Source organism: Streptomyces sp. NBC_00536 (assembly GCF_036346295.1).
Lineage (GTDB): Bacteria > Actinomycetota > Actinomycetes > Streptomycetales > Streptomycetaceae > Streptomyces.
The window spans coordinates 140,686-160,241 of the sequence record NZ_CP107820.1 but is presented as its reverse complement, the minus strand read 5'-3'; the positions used below and the strand labels follow the sequence as shown (position 1 = coordinate 160,241).

The window sequence follows — 19,556 nt, the reverse complement described above, 5'->3', positions numbered from 1 at the left end:
GTCGACGATGGACAGACGATGGACAGGGGACCCTTCGGTGCTGCTCAAGGCCTTGCACGGCATCCACGGAGACCGCGCGGACGCGGTCACCATCGCCGGCCGCTCCACCTCGTACGAGGACCTGCTCGGCGCGGCCCGCGCGGTGGCCGCCGACGTGGCCGGGGCGCCCGCCTTCGCCGTGACCGCGACCGCCTCCCTGGAGACCGTCGCCGCGGTGGTGGGCGGACTGCTCGCCGGGGTGCCCGTGGTCCCCCTGCCGCCGGACGCCGGGCCCGCCGAGCGCGACCACATCCTGCGCGACTCCGGCGCCGCCGTCGTCGAGGTCGACTTCACCCGGCGGGCCGCCGCGAGCGCCGTCACGGCCGGCGCTGTCACGGGCGGCGCGGGACCCGGCGACCCGGCCCTGATCCTCTACACCTCGGGTACCACCGGCGCCCCCAAGGGCGTCGTCCACACCGCCGACGCGCTCGCCGCCGGGCTCGACGCCCTCGCCGACGCCTGGCAGTGGACGGCGGAGGACACCCTGGTCCACGGGCTGCCGCTGTTCCACGTCCACGGCCTGGTCCTCGGCGTCCTGGGCGCCCTGCGCACCGGCAGCCGCCTGGTCCACACCGGCCGCCCCACCCCCGGGGCGTACGCCGCGGCGGGCGGCAGCCTCTACTTCGGCGTCCCCACCGTCTGGTCCCGGATCGCGGCCGACCCGGCCGCCGCCGCGGCCCTCGCCGGAGCCCGGCTCCTGGTCTCGGGCAGCGCGCCGCTGCCCACCCCCGTCTTCCGCGCGCTGTCGCACCTCACCGGGCACGCGCCGCTGGAGCGGTACGGCATGACCGAAACCCTGATCACGCTCAGCGCCCGGGCGGACGCGGTGCCCCGCCCCGGTACGGTCGGCACCCCGGTCGCGGGGGTCCGTACCCGGATCGCCGCCGAGCCCGGCGCCGAGATCGGGGAACTCCAGCTCACCGGACCCACCCTGTTCAGCGGCTACCTGGGCCGCCCCGAGGCCACGGCCGCCTCGTACACCGAGGACGGGTGGTTCCGTACGGGCGACATCGCGGCCATCGACGCGGACGGCCTGCACCGGATCGTCGGCCGCGCCTCCATCGACATGATCAAGTCGGGCGGCTACCGGATCGGCGCGGGCGAGGTCGAGAACGCCCTCCTCGACCACCCGGCGGTCAGCGAGGCCGCCGTGGTCGGCGTCCCGGACACCGACCTCGGCCAGCGCATCGTCGCCTTCGTCGTCGCTGAAGGGGTCGGCGCGGCCGAGCTGACGGACTTCGTCGCGGCCCACCTCTCGGTGCACAAACGCCCGCGCGAGGTGCGGTTCGTGGCGTCACTCCCGCGCAACGCCATGGGCAAACCCCAGAAGCGGCTGCTGCTTTCGCCGGACGAACGCTGAACCGGCGCCGGACCGGGGGGCGTTAACGGCGTTAACGCCGTTAACACCGTGAGTGGCGGAGGCAGAGCGGAGCGTTAACGGCGTTAACGCCCGGACCCCGGCCCGGCCCCGGGCTCGGCCCGCACGCCCGGCCCGCACGCCGGGTTGGCATGCTGTGCCCATGACACACACGGAACCGGCGTTCGTCTGCCGCCACGAAGGCCCGCACGGGCGCAGCGCGCTGACGGTGGAGGGCGCGGGCGACGCATGGCTGCTGCGCGCCGAGTCGCCGTCCGGTACGGAGACCCTCGCCTTCGACGGCGCCGCGCACGTACGGGCCTTCGCGCGGGCGGTGCTGGACCTGCCGCCGCGCGCGGAGCCGTACGAGTACGAGATGGAACTCTCCCGTACGGACGACACGGGCCGCACCCACCTCGTGACGCTCCTGATCGGGCGGGACGCGTCCGACGGGTTCCAGCCGTACATCCAGTACCAGTCGTTCTACGAGAGCGCCGCGGCCACCGGCATGGGCATGGCGGTGGACTGCGAGGAGCTGGACGCGGAGCGGCTGCACGCCGGGGCCCGCGCGCTGCTGCGGGCGGCCGCCGAGCCGGCCGCGTAACCGGCCCCGTAACCGGCCGCGTAACCGGCTGTCCGACACCCTCCGGTTTCCTCCATCACCCTTCCGGTGCGCCCCGAGTCCCCTCCGCGACCGTCATGACGTCAACGCGAGCATGGGAGGGCGCCCGATGAAGGCACAGCCGACGGCGATGAACAGAGCCCCCGAACGGCCCGTGGCCCTGGTCACCGGGGCGACCAGCGGCATCGGCCTGGCCATCGCCCGGGACCTCGGCGCGCGCGGCCACCGGGTCTTCCTGTGCGCGCGCACGGAGTCGGCGGTGAAGCAGACCGTCGAGGACCTGCGGGCCGAGGGCCTGGACGTGGAGGGCGCGGCGGCCGACGTACGCGACCGCGCCTCGGTGGCGGCCCTCGTCGCGGCGGCCGCCCTCGCCTTCGACGAGCCGGTCTCCGTCCTCGTCAACAACGTGGGCCGCAGCGGCGGCGGCGCGACCGCCGACCTCACCGACGAGCTGTGGTACGAGGTCATCGACACCAACCTCAACAGCGTCTTCCTGGTCACCCGCGAGGTGCTCGGCCGGGGCGGGCTCGGCGCCGCGGGCTGGGGCCGGATCATCAACATCGCCTCCACCGCGGGCAAGCAGGGCGTCCTGCTCGGCGCCCCCTACTCCGCCGCCAAGCACGCGGTCGTCGGCTTCACGAAGTCCCTGGGCAAGGAGCTGGCCCCGCTCGGGGTCACGGTCAACGCGGTCTGCCCCGGGTACGTCGAGACGCCCACCGCGGCCCTCGTGCGCAGCGGGTACGCGCAGGTGTGGGACACCACCGAGCAGTACGTGCAGGAGCAGTTCGAGGCGCGGATCCCGCTGGGGCGCTACTCCACGCCCGAGGAGGTGGCCGGGCTGGTCGGCTATCTGACCACCGACCTCGCCGCGTCCATCACGGCGCAGGCGCTGAACGTGTGCGGCGGGCTGGGGAACGTCTGAACGTGCGGGGCGCCCCGGCGGGGCGCCCCGCACGGCGTCCATCGCTCACAGCACGGTGGGCGATCCCGAAACCTCCCAGACCACGGCCCACGGCGCGATCCCCGAGGCCTTCCAGTCGGCCGGCACCCGCTCCTCCACCGGTTCGTCCGACAGCAGTACGTGCCGCAGCGCGGGCAGCGTCGTCCCGCGCGCGGCGGCTCCGGTGAGCCGCGCCAGCCCGGAGGGCAGCTGCGTCAGCACCGTCACCTGCTCGTCCCCCAGCAGTTCGGCGAACTCGCGGGCGTCCGCCCCGGTGTCCCGGTCGACGACCACCGCGAGCCCGCCCGAGAGCAGCGGCCCCCATATCTCCCGCATGCCCAGGTCCAGGCTCAGCGAGTGGAACGAGGCCCACACCTCCTGCGGCCCCGCCTCCAGCAGCGGAACGATGCTGTCCACCCAGGACAGCACCTCCCCGTGCGTCACCGGGTCCACGGACAGCGCACGGCCGGGGTGGCCGCCCGAGGGGAGCGCCAGGAAGGCGGCCTCCTGCGGGAGTTCACGACGTACGGCGGCCGCGCTGCGCGGACGGGTCGCGATGACGAACGGACCGGCCTTGGACACGGGGACCTCGTCGCGCAGCAGTCCGCTGTCCGAAATGACGAGCGAGGCGTCGGCGTCGCGCATCAGGAATTCCTGGAGCCCCGCGTTGTGCCCGGGCTCCAGCGGGAGTACGGCCGCCCCCGAGCGCAGCGCGCCGACGACGGCGCCCGCGGACATGCACGAGCGCCGGGCGCGCACGGCGACCGCGCGCCCCGGGCCCGTACGGCCGGAGAGCTTGCGCGCGATCTCGTCGGCGAGCCAGTCGAGTTCGAGGTACGTGGCCTGCTCCTCCGGGTCGCGCGCGGCGATCCGGACCGGGTGGCGGGCGGCCGTGGCCGCGAAGCGGATGTCGATGCGGTCCCGGCGCTCCGGCCGTTCTCCGGCCGGGTCGAGCCCGATCCGGCCGAGCAGACCGCCCAGGTCGGCGGACAACTGGTCGAGCTCCGGATGCTCCGGAGTGGGGTTCATGGGGCCTCCCGGACCTCGCTGCGGTCTTCCAAGGGTTGATGCTGGTGGCGCGCGCCGGAGGATCGCTCAAGTCCCGGCGTACAGAACGGTTCCAGGGCGGGTCCAGGCCGGGTCCAGGGCGGGTCCGGGCCGGGCGGAGGTCCGCTGGGCGTGCGCCGGGGAGTGGGTCCAGGGATCCCCGGGAGCCCCTCGTGAACGGCTCCAGGCGGGGTCGAGGGGGGCTCGGGACGGGCTCGGGATGCTGTGGCCGGGCCGGGTAAGGCATGCCTACGATTCGAGGGTTCCCGCCGCCGCCACGCAGTCCATGCCCCCTTTCGCGGGCTCAGGCCGTAGACGCACGCGTATGGAGGAGAGCTTTGTGGCTATGGCCCGTCTCGCGAGACTGGACTTGACTGTACTCATGACTCAGAACACGCAGAACACTCAGAACGCGCAGATCACCCTCGTCATCGGAGGCACCGGCAAGAGCGGCCGGCGCGTCGCCGAAAAACTCGCCGCCCAGGGTCTTCCGGTCCGGGTCGGATCGCGCCATGGTGAGCCGGCCTTTGACTGGAACCAGCCGGAGACGTGGGCGGCGGCCCTGGAGGGTGTAGACCGGGTATACGTGACCTACTACCCGGACTTAGCTTTCCCGGGTGCCGCCGAGCAGGTCGGCGAGTTCTCCAAGGTGGCCGTGGCGAGCGGCGCCCGCCGCCTGGTGCTGCTCTCGGGCCGCGGCGAGGAGGCCGCGGAGGTCAGCGAGGACAACCTCAAGGCCTCCGGAGCCGACTGGACCGTGGTGCGGGCCAGCTGGTTCAACCAGAACTTCAACGAGAGCTTCTTCCTGGAGCCCGTCCTGGCCGGTGAGATCGCCCTGCCGACCGGGGACGCGGTGGAGGCCTTCGTCGACGTCGACGACATCGCCGACGTGGTCGTGGCCGCCCTGACCGACGACAAGCACATCGGCAAGACCTATGAACTGTCCGGCCCGCGGCTGCTCAGCTACAGCGACGTCGCCGCGGAACTGACCAAGGCCACCGGCCGGGAGATCACGTACATCCCGGTCACCAACGAGGAGTACCGCGCCGTCCTGCGGGAGAACGACCTCCCGGAGGAGTTCGCCGACCTGTTCACCATGATCCTGGACGGCCGCAACGCGCACCTGGTGCACGGGGTCGAGGAGGCCCTGGGCCGCAAGCCCAAGGACTTCGCCGACTTCGCCCGCGAGGCGGCGGCGAGCGGGGTCTGGAACGTCTGACCGGCACGTCTGGTCCCTGTCCCCGTCCGGCGGCCTGCCGGACGGGGACAAGGGCCGGGTGTACGCACGCCCACACGTCGCCCCCACCGGGAGGAGACCCCGATGACCGGCACACCCCCACCGTCCTTCTCCAGCTCCAGCGAGAACGGACTGGCAGCGCTCCCACCCCACTTCCACGGCTTCGCCCTGATGCACATCGCGATGCGGCGCGACGCGGCACGGCTGCGCGCGGCCGCGCCCGCCTGGCGGGGCGGGGGCGCCGAGTGGTGGCAGCGGCTGCGCGAGGTCATCGAGTGGCACCACACCAGCGAGGACGACGTGCTGTGGCCGGGGCTGCGCCGCCGCGACGCCGACTTCGACGCGCAGGCCCGCGAACTCCACGACGACCACGAGGAGTTGGACGCGGCGATGGCGGCGGTGTCCACGGCCGTGGGACGCGGCGGCGACGGGCTGGTGGCGGCGGCCAAGGGCTTCGAGGAGATCCTGCGCGGCCACCTGCGCGACGAGGAACGCGTGGTCTTCCCCGTCTTCGACCGGCTGGGGGAGCGGGCCTACCTGGCGGAGGAGCGCAAGGTGGTCTCCAGCGCCCCGGTGCGCGTGATGACGTACCTCCAGCCGTGGATGTTCGACGGCGCGAGCCGCGAGTCCGTCGCGCACGTGTCCTCCACCATTCCACCGCCGGTCCGGCTGATCGGTGCGACGCTGTTGCGCAGGCGGTACGAGCGCACACTGAAGGGAATCCTGACGTGACGAGCACGACGACCCAATCGGCCACCCTGGTGGCGGCGACGGTGGGCACGGGCCTGATGGCCGGTCTCTACTTCGCCTTTGACATCTCGGTGATGCCGGGCCTGGGACGCGGTGACGACCAGACCTACGTGACCGCGATGCGGAACATCAACGACGCCATCGACAACGGGCTGTTCGGCCTGCTCTTCCTCGGGGCGTTCCTCGCCACCGGCGTGGCAGCCGTACAGCAGCAGCGCGGCGGCCGGCCGGACGCGGCGCGCTGGGGCTGGACGGCCTTCGCCCTGTACGCCCTCTCGCTGGTGGTGACCGCGGTGATCAACATCCCGCTGAACACCCAACTGGCCCGCGCCGGAGCCGACTTCGGGGCCGCCAGGTCCCGCTTCGGGGCCCGCTGGACCGGCGGCAACATCGTGCGCACCGTGGCCTGCACGGCGGCCCTCGCCGCGCTGGGCCGGGCGCTGACCCTGCACGGCCGCGGCTCGGCGGCGTAGGCGTCGTAGGAAGCACCACCCCCGTGAACGGCGCCCGCTCTCACTTCCGTCCCCCGCGGGAGAGCGGGCGCTTTCGGACCGACCGGCACAAGGAAGGCGCATCGCAGATATGGACACTCTGACCGGTCTGCTGGAAGGCCCCAAGGCCCGGGGTGCCTTCCTCCTCAAGTCCGTCTTCAACCCGCCCTGGTCGCTGCGCGTCGAGGACCAGGCCCCGCTGTCCGTCGTCACGATGGTGCGCGGCGAGGCGTGGCTGGTGCCGGACCGGGGAACGCCCGTACTGATCCGCCCCGGCGACCTGACCGTCGTACGCGGCCCCGATCCGTACACGGTCGCCGACAGCCCGGACACCCCGGTCCAGATCACGGTGGGACCGGAGCAGCGGTGCAACACCGAGGCGGGGGAGGACGTCACCGACACCATGGCGCTGGGCGTGCGGTCCTGGGGCGAGGCCTTCCAGGACGACGGCTCGGCCATCATGCTCAGCGGCACCTACCAGGCGCCCAGCGAGATCGGCCGGCGGCTGCTGAACGCGCTGCCCACCATCCTGGTCCGCCCGGCCGCGTCCGGGGACGACACCCTGGTCCGGCTGCTCGCGATGGAGATCGGCAAGGACGAACCGGGCCAGGAGATCGTCCTGGACCGCCTCCTGGACCTCCTCCTCATCGGCATCCTGCGCACCTGGCTCGCCGATCCGGGCAGCGGCGCGCCCGCCTGGTACCGCGCCCAGAGCGACCCGGTGGTCGGCCCCGCGCTGGGGCTGCTGCACGAGAACCCGGCGTACGGCTGGACCGTCGAGGAACTCGCCCTCAAGGTCGGGGTCTCGCGCGCCTCCCTGGCCCGCCGCTTCGCGGAGGTCGTCGGCGAGCCCCCGGTCGCCTACCTCACGGGCTGGCGCCTGGCCCTGGCCGCCGACCTGCTGCGCGAACCGGAAGCCACCGTCGCCACGGTCGCCCGCCGCGTCGGCTACAGCAGCGCCTTCGCCCTCTCGACGGCCTTCAAGCGCGTCCGCGGCGTAAGCCCCCAGGAATTCCGCGCGGGCACCACCCCGGACACCCCCCAGGAAGCCCCGGCACCCCCGCGCACGGTGATCCTGCCGGTCTGACTCACACGTCGGCGCTACTCCGCGCCCGCACCGGGGCGCTGAGCGAGGGGTCGACCAGGACCGGATCCTCGGCCCTGGCCCGCGCCAGCACATCGGGCTCCAGCCGCGCCACGGCCAGCCCCGGATCCTCCGTCCCCGCCTCGGCGAGCAACATCCCATCGGGCCCCCACACCCCACTCCTCCCACACCCGTCGTACGAACCACTGGGCCCGCTGTGATTGGCGAGCACCACATAACTGGTGTTGTCGAGCGCCCGAGCCGGAAACACGGTCCCGAGCTGCCGCTCCCCACCCCCTCGCCCGAACATCGCCCCGACGAGATACGCGTGCGCCCCATCGAGCGCGGCAGCCCGAGCATGCTCGGGAAACCCGGAGTCCCAACAAATCCCCAACCCGAGCCGCCACCCATCAAGCGAAACGGTGCACCCCCGAGCCCCCGCGGTGAACCCGGCGGCCCGCTCGCCCGGCGTCACATGCTGCTTGTCATACCGCACCACGAACCGCCCGTCCCGCCCGAACACGAACGCCGAAATCCGCAGCCCACCACTCCCCCCATCCACAGCAGGAGCCCCCACCACCACAGCAGTCCCGGTCTCAGCACAGGCGGTGGCCAGTACGTCCAGTCGGGGGTCCTCGGGGCTCAACGCGTAGGTCGCGGGGGCGGCCACGATGCCCGGCAGTTCGTATCCGGTGAGGAACAGCTCCGGAAGGACGAGCAGGTCGCTGCCCTGGGCAGCGGCGCGCCGGACCAGACCGGCGGCAGTGGCAGCATTCGCCGAGACGTCCAGCGCCACACAGGCCGCCTGCCCCGCCGCGACGGTGAGCGGCTCGACGGGCAGGGCGGAAGGCAGGTCATGAAGATCATCCATGGAGGGCCAACCTACCCGAGCGCTGCTCACCCCTCCCGGTGGACCGCCGTCAGGACCAGAGTCGAAGTCGACAGCCAGCGGCCCTCGTAGTGAGGGTTTGCGGGGGGCGCGTGGGGCGGGGGGTGGAGGACGCAGGTGAAGGTGCCTGTGGGGGAGAGGGTCAGGGTGGCTTGGCGGAAGCCGAGCCAGATGCCCGTGGACGGGTACCAGGCCTTGTATGCCGCTTCCTTCGCCGAGAAGAAGATCCGCTCCCAGAAGATGTCCGGGTGGGCTTCGGTCAGGGTGGCCAGGTGGGCGCGTTCCGCCGGGGAGGTGATCAGGCCGAGGACGCCCGGGGGGAGGGGGCCCGCCGGTTCGGCGTCGATGCCGAGGGCCGACGTATGGGTGCGGTGGTCGGCTACCGCGGCGCGGTAGCCGTCGCAGTGGGTGATGCTGCCGACCACCCCGGGCGGCCAGGCCGGGGCGCCGCCCGGGCCCGGGAGCAGGGGGACGGGGGCGTGGCCGAGGTCGGCCAGGCAGCGGCGGGCGCAGGCCCGGGCTGTCGCGAACTGGCGGCGCCTGCGCTCCCGGCGGCCCGCCAGCAGTGCCGCCTCGGCCGGGAACAGGGGGGCGGGCGCCGCGTCGTCGAAGGCTTCCGAGGACGCGACGCCCGGCGGGAGGAGTCCCTCGATCACCGTGGCGAGAGCGACGAGAGTGAGGTGAGTTCCGCCACCGCCGAGACCGCCAGCAGCGGGCGTTCCAGCGGCAGCATGTGGCCCGCGCCCGGCACCGGTTCGAAGCGGGCCCCGGGGAGGGTCTCCGCGAGGATCTCGGCCAGCGCCGGGGCGATCACCTTGTCGCCCTCCCCGTGCAGCACCACCGCGGGCACCGTCACCTTCTTCAGCGCCTCGCGCACGTCCCAGCCCCGCGTGCAGCGGAAGAACTCGGCCCGGACGTGCGGGGCGGTCGCCGCGAACAGCTGCCGGTTCACGTCCAGCGCGACCGGGTCCACCCCCTTGCCCATGGTCGAGGACAGCAGCTTGCCGCCCAGCCAGGACCGGCGCAGCGCCCACGAGAACAGGGCGTTGCCCATCATCTTGACCTCGCTGTCCGGGGTGTCCTGGCCGTGCGCGGCCGTCCCCAGCAGCACCAGGCCGTGCAGGCGCCCGGCTTCCGGGTCGTGGGCGGCGTACGACAGCGCCGCGAACCCGCCGCCCGAGTGGCCGACCACGACCGCGCCGCGCGCGTCCGTCTCGCCCAGTACGGCCGCCAGGTCCGCGCCGAGCCGTTCCACCGAGACCGGGGTCCGGCCCGCGGTGGAGGCGCCGTGCCCGCGCTGGTCGTAGAGCACCACCCGGTGCCCGGACCGGATCAGCCGGTCCGCGACCGTGCCCCAGACGCGCCGGGTGTGCGCCCAGCCGTGGACGAGGACCACGTCGACGGAGGGCGCCGTCCCGGCGAGGGGGGCCAGTACGGTCACCGCCAGCTCCGCGCCGTCGTCCGTCCGTACGGTCAGCTCCCGGCTCGTCTCCCGGGCCAGCTCCGCCTCCAGCGGCGCGCTCATCGCCGGGCTCCCGCGCCCACGGGCGAGAGCTGACGGTTCAGCGACTCGAAGGCCGACAGGGCCCCCTTGGAGTGCTCCGCGCCCAGGTCGGCGACCTTGGAGAGGATCTTCAGGAAGCCGTTCGGGGTGCCGACGAAGTGCATCGAGATCCGGGTCCGGCCGTCGGCCAGCGGCTCCAGCCGGAAGACGCTGCGCCCCCGGAACACCCCGTCGACGTACTCCACTTCCAGCTTTCGGCCCGGCTCCACCGCGACGGTGCGCGAGGTGAAGCGGAGCTTGAGGCCGCCGTTGTCGGATCCCTTGGTGTGGACGGTGACCCCGATCCGGCCGCCGACCTGGTCGGCGGAGCCGGAGATGACGGCGAACGTGTTGGACGGCACCCACCACTTCTTGGCGCCGTGCAGCTCCGCGACGAGCGCCTCCCAGACGGCGGCCGCCGGGGCGTCGATCACCGCCTCGTCGATCAGGTCGTATGTCGTCGTCATCTCGAAGCCTCCGAAAATTGAGCACAGGAACGGGATACAGGAACGGGATATGGGACAGCGGCGGGGGCGGGGTCCCTCACCCCACCCCCGCCGCCGGGACTCCACTTCCGGTCAGGCCGTCACCGTCAGGCGAAGAAGCCCTGGCCGGGCGTGAAGAGGTTGTTCGGGTCGTACTTCTTCTTGGCGTTGACGAAGCCCGTCCAGCGGTTGCCGAAGTGCGTCCGCCAGTCGGCCTGCGTCATGTTCGGGACCGAGCCCACGAGGTAGCGCTTGGCGCCCATCGACACCGCCAGGTCGTACAGGCGGCGGTTCTGCGCCAGCATCCCGTCGATGTCCGCGCCCGCGTTCGGGAAGCGGAGCAGGTCGAAGAGGTAGCCCACGGACTCGTTGGGCTGCATCGCCAGCGGCTTCTTGATCTTCGAGGTGAAGTACGGGTAGAAGAGCAGGAACCCGCCGCCCAGGGATTCGGCGTTCAGCTCCCGCTCCACCAGCTTCATGAAGGTCTTCGTCTTCGAGGCCGGGAGGAACATGCTCAGCCACGGCTTGGGGCCGAACCAGTGGCCGGTCTCCTTGAGGTAGGCCTCGTAGGCGTCCAGCCGGAACATGTACTCCCGGTACGTCGTGTCCTCGATGACCGCGTCCGCCCGTACGTCCTTCAGGTCGCCCAGCAGCTTCGCGCGGTCCGGCGGGGTCGTGTTGTAGGTGGCGCCGACCTCCATCTTGTAGCGCCAGCCCGAACCGTCCGGCTTCTGGAGCATCTCGCCGGCCTGGACCTGGAACCGGCCGTCGGCCATCACCTTCTCCGCGTCGTGCAGATACGTGTCCACGTCGGCGTAGAAGAGACTGAAGATGACCGACCGCTTCGGCGCCGGGATCAGCTTGACCTTGACCCGCACGATGATGCCGACCTGGCCGCCGCCCGACAGCGCCGCGTTGAACAGCTCCGCGCGCAGCAGCGGGGTGGCGGTGACCAGCTTGCCGTCACCCGTGACGATGTCGATGGACTGCACGTTGTCGCACAGCAGGCCGTAGCGCTGCACCGTGCCGCCGATCCCGCCGATGCTGATGGTGCCGCCGACCGAGATGTACAGGTAGTCGGGCAGCGCCGGCGGGGTCTTGTCCACCTTGAGGGTGGCGTCGGTCAGCTGACCCCAGGTCACCCCCGCCTCCACCACGGCGCAGTTCTCGCCGATGGAGAGGATCTTCGACATGCCCTTGGCGTCGATGGAGATGCCGCCGGGCACCCGGGCCTGCCCGTACACCGAGTGCGACTCGATGTCCGTGCCCGTGCCGCCCTGCCCGTTGGCCGCCACCTTGATCCCGTTGGTCCGGGCGTAGTTGACGATCGTGACGATGTCCTCGACATTGCCCGGGTGCAGCACGGCCCACGGCTTGTTGCCCGGCGCGTCCCAGAGGTGACCGAAGTCCGTGCCGAAGGACCCGACCGTGGCGGGCGTCGTCACCAGGGTGCCGACGAGTCCCGGCACCGGGACGACGTCCGGGTTCCCGGCCGCCTCGGCGGCCGTCGCCCAGGTCTGGTCGACGGCGTTCCAGCCCACGACGGCGACCGCGGTGGCCGCCATCGAGCCGAGGATCCGCCGCCGGGACGGCTGCGCGACGGTGCCGGCGACAGCGTCGGCGCCGGCGTTGACTCCAGAGGTACTGCTCATCTGCGTACGTCTCCCGATTCCATGGCGTACGTGCATACGTGACGTGCGTGACCTGTGTGAACGGCGCGCGTACGTCCGTACGTCCGTACGCGCGCCCGGTGGAACGGTGGGGACCGGTGGGGACCTACTGCTGCGGCACCGGCTTCGTCGTGCGCACCTGCGAGGCGAGCTGGTACTCGCTCAGGTCGAAGCGCTTGGTCTGGTTGCGGAAGCGCCAGGTGTACGTCGGCCAGATGGACGGGTTGCGCCCGTTCTCGTCGAGGTACCAGCTCTGGCAGTTGCCCGCGTTCCACACCGAGCCGTCGAGCTTGGCGTCGAGGGCCTTGTTCCAGGCCGCCTGCGCTTCCTTGCGGACCTCGACGCTGGACAGACCGCGCTTCTCGATCTGCTTCAGCGCGTCCACGACGTAGTTGATCTGCGCCTCGATCATCACGACCTGGGACGAGTGCCCCAGCGTGGTGTTCGGGCCCAGCAGCATGAACAGGTTCGGGAACCCGGCGATCGTGGTGCCCCGGTGGGCCGACATGCCCTCCCGCTTCCACGCGTCGCGCAGCTGTACGCCGTCCCGGCCCCAGATCCGGCGCGCGACCGGACGGTCGGTGGCCTGGAAACCGGTGCCCAGGATGATGGTGTCGACCTCGCGCTCGACCCCGTCCTCGCCCACGATGGACTTGGCGCGGACCTCGGCGATCCCGTCGGTGACCAGGTCCACGTTGGGCTGCTGGATCGCCGGGTACCAGGTGTTCGAGAACAGCAGCCGCTTGCAGGCCATCACGTAGTCGGGGGTCAGCTTGGCGCGCAGCGCCTCGTCCGGCACCGACTTCTTGAGGTGGTCGCTCGCCATCTTCTGCATCTTCCCGGCGACCTTCGGGCGGGCCATCACGAAGGCCAGGATCTCCCGGCCCCACATGTTGAAGTTCCGCCGGAAGTTCTGGTAGCCGGGCATCGAGCGCAGCAGCTTGGCCTGCGTCGCGCTGGTCGGCTTGTCGTTCTTCGGGCCGACCCACGGGGGCGTGCGCTGGTAGAGGTCCAGGCGCTCGACGTCCGGCTGGATCTGCGGGACGAACTGGATCGCGGAGGCGCCCGTACCGATGACCGCGACGCGGCGCCCGGTCAGGTCGTGGTCGTGGTCCCACCGCGAGGAGTGGAAGACCTTGCCCTCGAAGTCCGCGAGCCCCTTGATGTTCGGGACGGCCGGCTCGCTGAGGTAGCCGGTGCCCGTGACCAGGACCTGCGCGGTGTAGTCGCCCTGCGAGGTCTCGACCTTCCAGTGCCGCTCGCCGTCGTCCCAGCGGGCGGAGACCAGCTCGTGCCCGAAGCGGATGTGCGGGCGGACGCCGAAGCGGTCGGCGGTGTCGCGCAGGTACGCGTACAGCTCGTCGCGCTTGCCGAAGGTGGACTTCCAGTTCGGGTTCTGGGCGAACGAGAAGGAGTACAGGTGGGACATGACGTCGCACGCACAACCCGGATAGCTGTTGTCGCGCCAGGTGCCACCGACCTCATCGGCCCGTTCGAACACCAGGAAGTCGTCGATGCCCGACTGCAGCAGCCGGATGGCGGTACCCAGGCCCGAGAACCCGGTACCGATGACGGCGACCCGCAGATGCCGGGTCGGTCCGCGGCCCTTGGCGGCCGCCTCGGTCGTCGGGCGGGCTCCGCCGTCCTTGGCCGGTTCGAGAATGCTCGTCACGTCGGCCTCCTAGCGGCGCGTGATGGTCACGCGGAAGTTGTTGAAGAACTTGTCTTCGAGGGTGTACGCGAAGATGTCGAGGTAGCGCTCGAAGCGGGCCACGACCTCCTCGCCCTCCAGGGCGACGGCCTCGTCCCGGCGCTCGGCGAGCAGCACCAGCCAGGCGCGGCAGGCCATCGCGAAGGACTCGCGCTCGTTGACGATCTCGTCGATCTCGAAGAGACCCTCGGCGCCCGCGGCCAGCTCGTGCAGGTGCGGGATGTGGCAGTCCTTGAACTCGGACCGCTGCAGGAACTTCAGGTCGTCGAGGAGCGCGCGGTTCATCGGCAGCGCCTCGGCGGTCATGGTGTGCAGCACGAACTTGGCGCCCGGCTTGAGCGTGTTCGCGACCTGCTGGAAGAAGTACCGGTAGCGCTTGGTGCGCTCCTTCGGCGGCAGCGCCGAGGAGACGAAGTGCTCCAGCGCGTTGATGCAGAACGCCGCGTCGTACTTCTCGCTGTCGTCGGCGACCTTGTAGTCGGCCCAGCTCTCGACCAGCGTGGTGATCTTCGGGTTCTTCAGCCCGTCGATGAAGGCTTCCTGGGTGCGCGACAGGGTCAGGCCGACGGCCTCTTCGGCGCCGTGGACGGTGGTGAGGCGGTTGAGCATGGTGCCCCAGCCGCAGCCGATGTCCAGGACCCGCTGGGCGCCGCCGGCGCGGACGCCCGCGAGTTCCGCGAACTTGTCGAGCTTGCGCTCCTGCGCCTCGTCGAGGGTGGCGACGAGGTCCTCGCCGTCCTCCCAGTAGCCGCCGGAGTACATCATCGTGGGGCCCAGCAGCAGCCGGTAGAAATCGTTGCTGACCTCGTAGTGGTGCCTGATCGCATCGACCTCGGGGTCCACCGACTTGGGGGCGACCGTTGTCATCTGATCCTCATTCCTGGCTGTCCGGGGCTGTCCGGCGGGGCCCTGGCTGTCCGGCGGGGCCGTCCGATCTGAATTCGCGTCCGAGAAAACCCGATGACGCGCAAGGCATGCGCAACACGGTCCGAATCCGCTGGAAAAAGGGGGTGCCGAGGGGGTGGTGGGAGGCCGTGTTGCGCCTTCCTTGCGGGCCCGGGGTTTTCATCGCTGTCGAAAACCAAGACGCACTGCCGAGTTGCACTGCCGAGAGAGGACCGACCCCATGTCGCTGCCCACCATCGAAGAACTGGCGAGCCAGCTCGAGGCCGTTTCGGGTGCCGCAGAGGTCAGCCCCGACGCCCCGCTCCAGCACATCGCGGACGTCGACTCGCTGGACCTGATGGAGTGGCTGTACGGATTCCAGACCAACTACCCGCACATCCCGGCCGACGAGTCGCTCTTCGCGGACCTCGACGACACGACGACTCTGCGTGATGTCTACGCGAAGATCGTCGAGCTCGTCCCGGCGCAGGCGTAACAGAGGGCGAGGGGAAGCACGTGACCGGCTTCGACATCACCGGGTGGGGCATGTCCGTACCCGAGCGCGTCGTCACCAGTGCGGAACTCGCGGAGCGCTTCGGCGTGGACGAGCACTGGGTCGTCAGCCGCTGCGGGATCCGTGAGCGGCGGGCGGTGGATCCGGGGCAGACCACCGTCTCCCTGGCCGTCGAGGCCGGCCGGCGCGCTCTGGACAAGGCGGGCCTGACCGGCGCCGACATCGCCCACCTCATCGTCGCCACGGCGACTCCGGAGCAGCCGTCCCCGGCGACCTCCGCGTTCGTCCACCACGAACTCGGCATCGCCGGGAGCGCGCACGACGTCAACTCGGAGTGCGCGGGCTTCGTCTACGGGCTCGTCTCCGCGATGGCCCTCATCGCGATCGACCCCCGGCCGATCCTGCTGATCGGCTCCGACACCCACACCCTGACGGCCAACCCGGCCGACCGGGACCTGTCCATCCTGGTCGGCGACGGCGCGGGCGCCGTCGTCCTCCAGGCCGGGCCGGAGAACCGGGTCAAGGCCTGGAACCTGGGCGCCGACGGCTCCTGCACCGGATCCCTGAAGGTGCTCGCGGGCGGCAGCCGGATGCCGACCACCCAGGAGACGCTCGACGCGGGTCTGCACTACGCGCAGATCAACGGCAACGAGATCTACCTCAACGCCGTCCGCTACACCGTCCGTACGGTGCGCGAGACGCTGGAGAGCGCCAAGGTGGACGCGGCCGACGTGGACCACGTGGTGCCGCACCAGGCGAACATCCGGATCATCAACTCGATCATGTCCCACACCGGGCTGCGCCAGGAGGCGCTGATCACCAACCTCCAGAAGTACGGCAACACGGCGTCGGGTTCCATCCCGATCGCGCTGGCGGAGGCCCTCGACGAGGGCCGGATCAAGGCCGGTGACAAGGTCCTGCTGGCCGGGTTCGGCGCCGGTATGACATGGGGTTCGATCCTGATGGAATGGGGCGGTGCGGCAGCATGAGCAACAAGAGTGCGGGCCAGCGGCCCGAGTCCCCGGTCGCGCTCGTCACCGGCGCCTCGGGCGGTCTCGGCCAGGCGCTGGCGCTGGAGCTGGACGCCCTGGGCTGCCGGGTCGCGGTGCACTACAACAGTTCGCGCGACGCGGCGGTGGCGGTCCAGGAGAAGCTGACGAACCCGTCCGTGCTGGTCACGGGCGACGTCGGCTCCTGGGAGACGGTCCAGGGGATGTACGCGGAGATCACCGCCGCGCTCGGGCCCGTCGACGTACTCGTCAACAACGGGGCCATCCGCAAGGACGGCCTCATGGCGATGCAGAACCCGGCGGACTGGGCGCAGGTCATCCAGACCAATCTGATCGGGTCCTTCCACACGGCCCGGGCCTCGGTCCCGGCCATGCTGCGGCAGCGCTGGGGCCGGGTGATCAACATCGTCTCCCCGTCGGGCATCATCGCGACGGCCGGGCAGACGGCGTACTCGGCGTCCAAGGCGGGCCTGATCGGCTTCACCCGCACGCTCGCGTCGGAGTGCGGCCGGCGCGGCGTCACGGTGAACGCGCTGTCCCCGGGGTTCATGATCACGGGGATGACGAAGGACCTGCCGGACCGGGTGATCGAGGGCATGGAGGACAAGGCCCCCATCCCGCGGTTCGTGACGGTCGAGGAGGTCGCGCGCAGCGCCGGCCTGTTCCTGGACCAGGACTGCATGACCGGCCAGGTCATCAGCATCGACAGCGGCGTGTCGATCACCTGACCCGGCGCGCGCGTGCGACGGTCCCCGCGTACGACGGTCCCCGCGCCAGGACGGCCCCGGCCCCCAACCCCCCAGGGTGGCCGGGGCCGTTCGGCGTGTCCTACGCCGCGGGGTGGGAGGCGGCCGGCCGCGCGGCCGCCGGACCCGCCGCCGTCGGGTGCGTCACGCAGCCGTGGTCCGACAGCGAGCACGGCTGCGGGGCCGCCGCCCGGTCCACCTCGAACATGCCCATCAGGAACGGGTCCAGGACCGCGAACGGCCGCGCCGCGGGCCGCGGCTCCGGCGTGCGCAGCAGGTCCAGGTACGCCGCCTCCGTCTCCGGCGCCGGATCGATCCCCAGCTCCTCCGCCAGCACCTCGCGCAGCTGCTGGTAGCTGCGCAGCGCCTCGGCGCGGTTGCCCGCCCGGGTGTGCGCCGCCATCCGGCAGCGGTACGCGCTCTCGCGGAACGGAGCCCGCCGCACCGCCTCCTCGGCGTACCGCAGGGCGTGGTGCTGGTCGCCCAGCGCGGACGAGGACAGGCTCGCCATCTCCAGCGCCTTGAGCCGCAGCTCCTCCAGCTGCTCGCGCACCGCGTTGACCCAGTCCCCCTCGTGCGAGGGCAGGAACGAGCCGCGCAGGTTCGAGACCGCGCCGGCCGCCAGCTGCTGGGCCACCGCGTAGGCGCCCTCCGCGTACGCCTCGGCCGCCTCCGCGACCGCCGTCTCCGCGCACTCCACGTCCACGGCGGCGTCCTGCGGTATCCGCAGCACGTACCGGCCGCCCTGCGCGATCAGGGGCGTCACCCCCGGCTGGTCCTGCGGGGTGGTGACGAAGGTCCGTACCCGGCTCACGACGCTGCGCAGCGCCGAGGCCCAGGTGTCGGGCAGTCCCTCGGGCCATACGGTCTCGGCCAGTTGGTCACGTTCGGTGCCCCCTGCCCGTTCGAGGAGGAGACGGGCGAACGCCACCTGCGCCTGGGCGCTGGAGAGGTGCTGTGGCGGGGCTCCGTCCGGCTCGATCGTGACAAGGCCTACGAGTCTGATCAGCACTATGCACTCTCCGAAACGGTCGACTTCCGGCCGTGTCCCCCTGGTTCGCGTGCGGTTCGAAGATACCTTCGGGCCTTCTCCGCGTGTCAACAGAGCCCGGCAAACATTCCTTCGCGAATGAAATGCCAGGTCGCGCCGCGCTATCGCCCCGCTCGAATCCCGCTGTTGCGTCGTCATTGCGCCGACGCGTCTTAATGGAATTCCACTAGAGCCCAGCCGGAAGAACGGCAGGGCACCGATGGAGTTCCGGGTCCGCCGGACGATCACGACGAGGAGAAGCACGTGAACGCATCCGCCGCCTGGGACCGCCTGGAGCCGAAGCTGGCCTACTTCCGGGACCGCGTCCGGTCCCTTGAGTACGAGCCCAACCGCAAGAACAGCTTCGTCGCATACACGGTGGAGCGGGACTCGGCGTACGCGGACCAGGACGGCCAGCGGCTGCTGATGATGTCCGGCTACAGCTACCTCGGCCTCGCCGGTGACGAACGGGTGGTTTCGGCCGCCAAGGCCGCCGTGGACCTCTACGGCACCGGCAACCACGGGGTGCGCGCCCTGGCCGGCTCGACCCCGCTGCACGAGGAACTGGAGGCGGAGGTCGCCCGGTTCGCGGGCCGCGAGAAGGCCCTCGTCTTCGGCTCCGGCTACGCGGCGAACGTGGGCACCGTCGGCGCCATCGTCGGCCCCGGCGACACCGTCTTCATCGACAAGTACGACCACGCCAGCATCGTCGACGGCTGCAAGCTCTCCGGCGCCACCGTCACCCGCTTCCGCCACAACGACGTGGCGCACCTGGAGCGCCGGCTGGCCGCCGCCCCCGACACCGGGGTCCGCCTGGTCATCGTCGACAGCGTCTACTCCATGGACGGCGACATCGCCCCCCTCGTGGAGCTGCGCAAGGTCTGCGACGCCCACAACGCGCTGCTGATGGTCGACGAGGCCCACGCGCTCGGTGTCATCGGCGCCACCGGCAGGGGCATCGAGGAGCACTTCGACCACGAGGTGAAGGTCGACATCAAGCTCGGCACCCTCTCCAAGGCCATCCCCTCCATGGGCGGCTGGGTCGCGGGCTCCGCGGAGCTGGTCCACCACCTGAAGTACGCCGCCCGCCCCTTCCTCTTCTCCGCCGCCCTCGGCCCGGCCCAGGCCGCCGCCGCCCTGGAGTCCCTGCGGGTGCTCCAGCGCGAGCCGGAGCGGGTCGAGTTCATCCAGCAGGAGTCGGCGCGCTTCCGCGGCATGCTCCACGACGCCGGGATGAGCACCGTCGACAGCGAGACCGCCGTCGTCCCGATCATCGCCGGGTCCGACGAGGCCGCCTACGACTACGCGACCACCTGCCGCAAGAACGGGGTCATCGGCCTCCCGGTGGTCACGCCGGCCGTCCCCAACGACCTGGCCCGGCTGCGGATCGCCATCACCGCCGCGCACACCAAGGCGGACATCGACTTCGCCGCCGAGGCCTTCATCAAGTCCGCCCGCGAGTGCCGGATCATCTGACCCCGCGCTCACCGGCCCCACCCTCCCGCC

Annotated in this window: 20 protein-coding genes; 11 read left to right on the top strand and 9 right to left on the bottom strand. The window is 71.6% G+C overall.

What is annotated here, in order from left to right; all coding sequences use genetic code 11:
- The first annotated feature begins 40 nt into the window (after window positions 1–40).
- From OHS33_RS38055 to OHS33_RS38045, 3 genes are all read left to right on the top strand, one after another.
- Entirely contained in the window at window positions 41–1,399 is a 1,359-nt protein-coding gene (locus OHS33_RS38055) for an AMP-binding protein (RefSeq protein ID WP_330335587.1), read from the top strand.
- A 160-nt stretch (window positions 1,400–1,559) separates the two neighbouring features.
- The gene (locus OHS33_RS38050) at window positions 1,560–2,000 is read left to right on the top strand and encodes a hypothetical protein (RefSeq protein ID WP_330335488.1); all 441 of its coding nucleotides are present in this window, start codon (window positions 1,560–1,562) and stop codon (window positions 1,998–2,000) included.
- Between the two features lie 127 nt (window positions 2,001–2,127).
- Window positions 2,128–2,940: an SDR family NAD(P)-dependent oxidoreductase gene (locus tag OHS33_RS38045; RefSeq protein ID WP_330335487.1), complete on the top strand. Its 813-nt coding sequence runs from the start codon at window positions 2,128–2,130 to the stop codon at window positions 2,938–2,940.
- A gap of 45 nt (window positions 2,941–2,985) precedes the next feature.
- Here OHS33_RS38045 and OHS33_RS38040 read toward each other — a convergent pair whose 3' ends face one another.
- Complete coding sequence (locus tag OHS33_RS38040; protein ID WP_330335486.1) at window positions 2,986–3,987, bottom strand: AMP-binding protein; 1,002 nt, start codon at window positions 3,985–3,987, stop codon at window positions 2,986–2,988.
- A gap of 400 nt (window positions 3,988–4,387) precedes the next feature.
- Between OHS33_RS38040 and OHS33_RS38035 the strand changes: the two genes are divergently transcribed.
- The 4 genes from OHS33_RS38035 to OHS33_RS38020 all read left to right on the top strand — a co-directional run bounded on the left by OHS33_RS38035 (window position 4,388) and on the right by OHS33_RS38020 (window position 7,570).
- Window positions 4,388–5,224 (top strand): NAD(P)H-binding protein, encoded by an 837-nt coding sequence (locus OHS33_RS38035; RefSeq protein WP_330335485.1) that lies wholly within the window; start codon window positions 4,388–4,390, stop codon window positions 5,222–5,224.
- 102 nt (window positions 5,225–5,326) lie between these two features.
- Window positions 5,327–5,974 (top strand): hemerythrin domain-containing protein, encoded by a 648-nt coding sequence (locus tag OHS33_RS38030; RefSeq protein ID WP_330335484.1) that lies wholly within the window; start codon window positions 5,327–5,329, stop codon window positions 5,972–5,974.
- Complete coding sequence (locus OHS33_RS38025; protein ID WP_330335483.1) at window positions 5,971–6,465, top strand: anthrone oxygenase family protein; 495 nt, start codon at window positions 5,971–5,973, stop codon at window positions 6,463–6,465. Before OHS33_RS38030 ends, OHS33_RS38025 begins: the two co-directional genes overlap by 4 nt.
- 109 nt (window positions 6,466–6,574) lie before the next feature.
- Entirely contained in the window at window positions 6,575–7,570 is a 996-nt protein-coding gene (locus OHS33_RS38020) for an AraC family transcriptional regulator (RefSeq protein ID WP_330335482.1), read from the top strand.
- Between the two features lies 1 nt (window position 7,571).
- Here the strand turns inward: OHS33_RS38020 and OHS33_RS38015 are convergent, their stop codons facing one another.
- The 7 genes from OHS33_RS38015 to OHS33_RS37985 all read right to left on the bottom strand — a co-directional run bounded on the left by OHS33_RS38015 (window position 7,572) and on the right by OHS33_RS37985 (window position 14,732).
- Window positions 7,572–8,438 (bottom strand): carbon-nitrogen hydrolase family protein, encoded by an 867-nt coding sequence (locus OHS33_RS38015; RefSeq protein ID WP_330335481.1) that lies wholly within the window; start codon window positions 8,436–8,438, stop codon window positions 7,572–7,574.
- A gap of 26 nt (window positions 8,439–8,464) precedes the next feature.
- Window positions 8,465–9,112 (bottom strand): 4'-phosphopantetheinyl transferase family protein, encoded by a 648-nt coding sequence (locus OHS33_RS38010; protein ID WP_330335480.1) that lies wholly within the window; start codon window positions 9,110–9,112, stop codon window positions 8,465–8,467.
- Complete coding sequence (locus tag OHS33_RS38005; RefSeq protein ID WP_330335479.1) at window positions 9,109–9,981, bottom strand: alpha/beta fold hydrolase; 873 nt, start codon at window positions 9,979–9,981, stop codon at window positions 9,109–9,111. The genes OHS33_RS38010 and OHS33_RS38005 overlap by 4 nt, the downstream gene beginning before the upstream one ends.
- Window positions 9,978–10,466 (bottom strand): SRPBCC family protein, encoded by a 489-nt coding sequence (locus tag OHS33_RS38000; RefSeq protein WP_330335478.1) that lies wholly within the window; start codon window positions 10,464–10,466, stop codon window positions 9,978–9,980. The genes OHS33_RS38005 and OHS33_RS38000 overlap by 4 nt, the downstream gene beginning before the upstream one ends.
- A 125-nt stretch (window positions 10,467–10,591) precedes the next feature.
- Entirely contained in the window at window positions 10,592–12,136 is a 1,545-nt protein-coding gene (locus OHS33_RS37995; RefSeq protein ID WP_330335477.1) for an FAD-binding protein, read from the bottom strand.
- A 124-nt stretch (window positions 12,137–12,260) separates the two neighbouring features.
- The gene (locus OHS33_RS37990) at window positions 12,261–13,826 is read right to left on the bottom strand and encodes a flavin-containing monooxygenase (RefSeq protein WP_330335476.1); all 1,566 of its coding nucleotides are present in this window, start codon (window positions 13,824–13,826) and stop codon (window positions 12,261–12,263) included.
- A 9-nt stretch (window positions 13,827–13,835) separates the two neighbouring features.
- Window positions 13,836–14,732, bottom strand: a complete 897-nt coding sequence (locus tag OHS33_RS37985) for a class I SAM-dependent methyltransferase (RefSeq protein WP_330335475.1) — start codon at window positions 14,730–14,732, stop codon at window positions 13,836–13,838.
- A gap of 259 nt (window positions 14,733–14,991) precedes the next feature.
- Here OHS33_RS37985 and OHS33_RS37980 point away from each other — a divergent pair, with 259 nt between their 5' ends.
- From OHS33_RS37980 to OHS33_RS37970, 3 genes are read left to right on the top strand one after another with little or no spacing between them, the layout of a single operon-like run.
- Window positions 14,992–15,246 carry a hypothetical protein gene (locus tag OHS33_RS37980; protein ID WP_330335474.1) on the top strand — a complete coding sequence of 85 codons (255 nt, stop codon included), beginning with the start codon at window positions 14,992–14,994 and terminating at the stop codon, window positions 15,244–15,246.
- Window positions 15,247–15,266: 20 nt separating this feature from the next.
- Window positions 15,267–16,253 (top strand): 3-oxoacyl-ACP synthase III family protein, encoded by a 987-nt coding sequence (locus OHS33_RS37975; protein ID WP_330335473.1) that lies wholly within the window; start codon window positions 15,267–15,269, stop codon window positions 16,251–16,253.
- Window positions 16,250–17,002, top strand: a complete 753-nt coding sequence (locus tag OHS33_RS37970; RefSeq protein ID WP_330335472.1) for an SDR family NAD(P)-dependent oxidoreductase — start codon at window positions 16,250–16,252, stop codon at window positions 17,000–17,002. The genes OHS33_RS37975 and OHS33_RS37970 overlap by 4 nt, the downstream gene beginning before the upstream one ends.
- Before the next feature lie 100 nt (window positions 17,003–17,102).
- Here OHS33_RS37970 and OHS33_RS37965 read toward each other — a convergent pair whose 3' ends face one another.
- A complete protein-coding gene (locus OHS33_RS37965) occupies window positions 17,103–18,032 on the bottom strand; it encodes an AfsR/SARP family transcriptional regulator (RefSeq protein WP_330335471.1) in 930 nt (309 codons plus the stop codon).
- 282 nt (window positions 18,033–18,314) lie between these two features.
- Here OHS33_RS37965 and OHS33_RS37960 point away from each other — a divergent pair, with 282 nt between their 5' ends.
- Window positions 18,315–19,526 carry an aminotransferase class I/II-fold pyridoxal phosphate-dependent enzyme gene (locus tag OHS33_RS37960; protein WP_330335470.1) on the top strand — a complete coding sequence of 404 codons (1,212 nt, stop codon included), beginning with the start codon at window positions 18,315–18,317 and terminating at the stop codon, window positions 19,524–19,526.
- Window positions 19,527–19,556 lie beyond the last annotated feature (30 nt).

What these genes read in the sequence shown, in the direction of transcription:
- OHS33_RS37985 (WP_330335475.1), bottom strand. Translation starts at nt 14,732, where the DNA reads ATGACAACGGTCGCCCCCAAGTCGGTGGACCCCGAGGTCGATGCGATC.
- OHS33_RS37980 (WP_330335474.1), top strand. Translation starts at nt 14,992, where the DNA reads ATGTCGCTGCCCACCATCGAAGAACTGGCGAGCCAGCTCGAGGCCGTT.
- OHS33_RS37970 (WP_330335472.1), top strand. Translation starts at nt 16,250, where the DNA reads ATGAGCAACAAGAGTGCGGGCCAGCGGCCCGAGTCCCCGGTCGCGCTC.
- OHS33_RS38035 (WP_330335485.1), top strand. Translation starts at nt 4,388, where the DNA reads ATGACTCAGAACACGCAGAACACTCAGAACGCGCAGATCACCCTCGTC.
- OHS33_RS38045 (WP_330335487.1), top strand. Translation starts at nt 2,128, where the DNA reads ATGAAGGCACAGCCGACGGCGATGAACAGAGCCCCCGAACGGCCCGTG.
- OHS33_RS38040 (WP_330335486.1), bottom strand. Translation starts at nt 3,987, where the DNA reads ATGAACCCCACTCCGGAGCATCCGGAGCTCGACCAGTTGTCCGCCGAC.
- OHS33_RS38020 (WP_330335482.1), top strand. Translation starts at nt 6,575, where the DNA reads ATGGACACTCTGACCGGTCTGCTGGAAGGCCCCAAGGCCCGGGGTGCC.
- OHS33_RS38050 (WP_330335488.1), top strand. Translation starts at nt 1,560, where the DNA reads ATGACACACACGGAACCGGCGTTCGTCTGCCGCCACGAAGGCCCGCAC.
- OHS33_RS38005 (WP_330335479.1), bottom strand. Translation starts at nt 9,981, where the DNA reads ATGAGCGCGCCGCTGGAGGCGGAGCTGGCCCGGGAGACGAGCCGGGAG.
- OHS33_RS38000 (WP_330335478.1), bottom strand. Translation starts at nt 10,466, where the DNA reads ATGACGACGACATACGACCTGATCGACGAGGCGGTGATCGACGCCCCG.
- OHS33_RS38015 (WP_330335481.1), bottom strand. Translation starts at nt 8,438, where the DNA reads ATGGATGATCTTCATGACCTGCCTTCCGCCCTGCCCGTCGAGCCGCTC.
- OHS33_RS37995 (WP_330335477.1), bottom strand. Translation starts at nt 12,136, where the DNA reads ATGAGCAGTACCTCTGGAGTCAACGCCGGCGCCGACGCTGTCGCCGGC.
- OHS33_RS38030 (WP_330335484.1), top strand. Translation starts at nt 5,327, where the DNA reads ATGACCGGCACACCCCCACCGTCCTTCTCCAGCTCCAGCGAGAACGGA.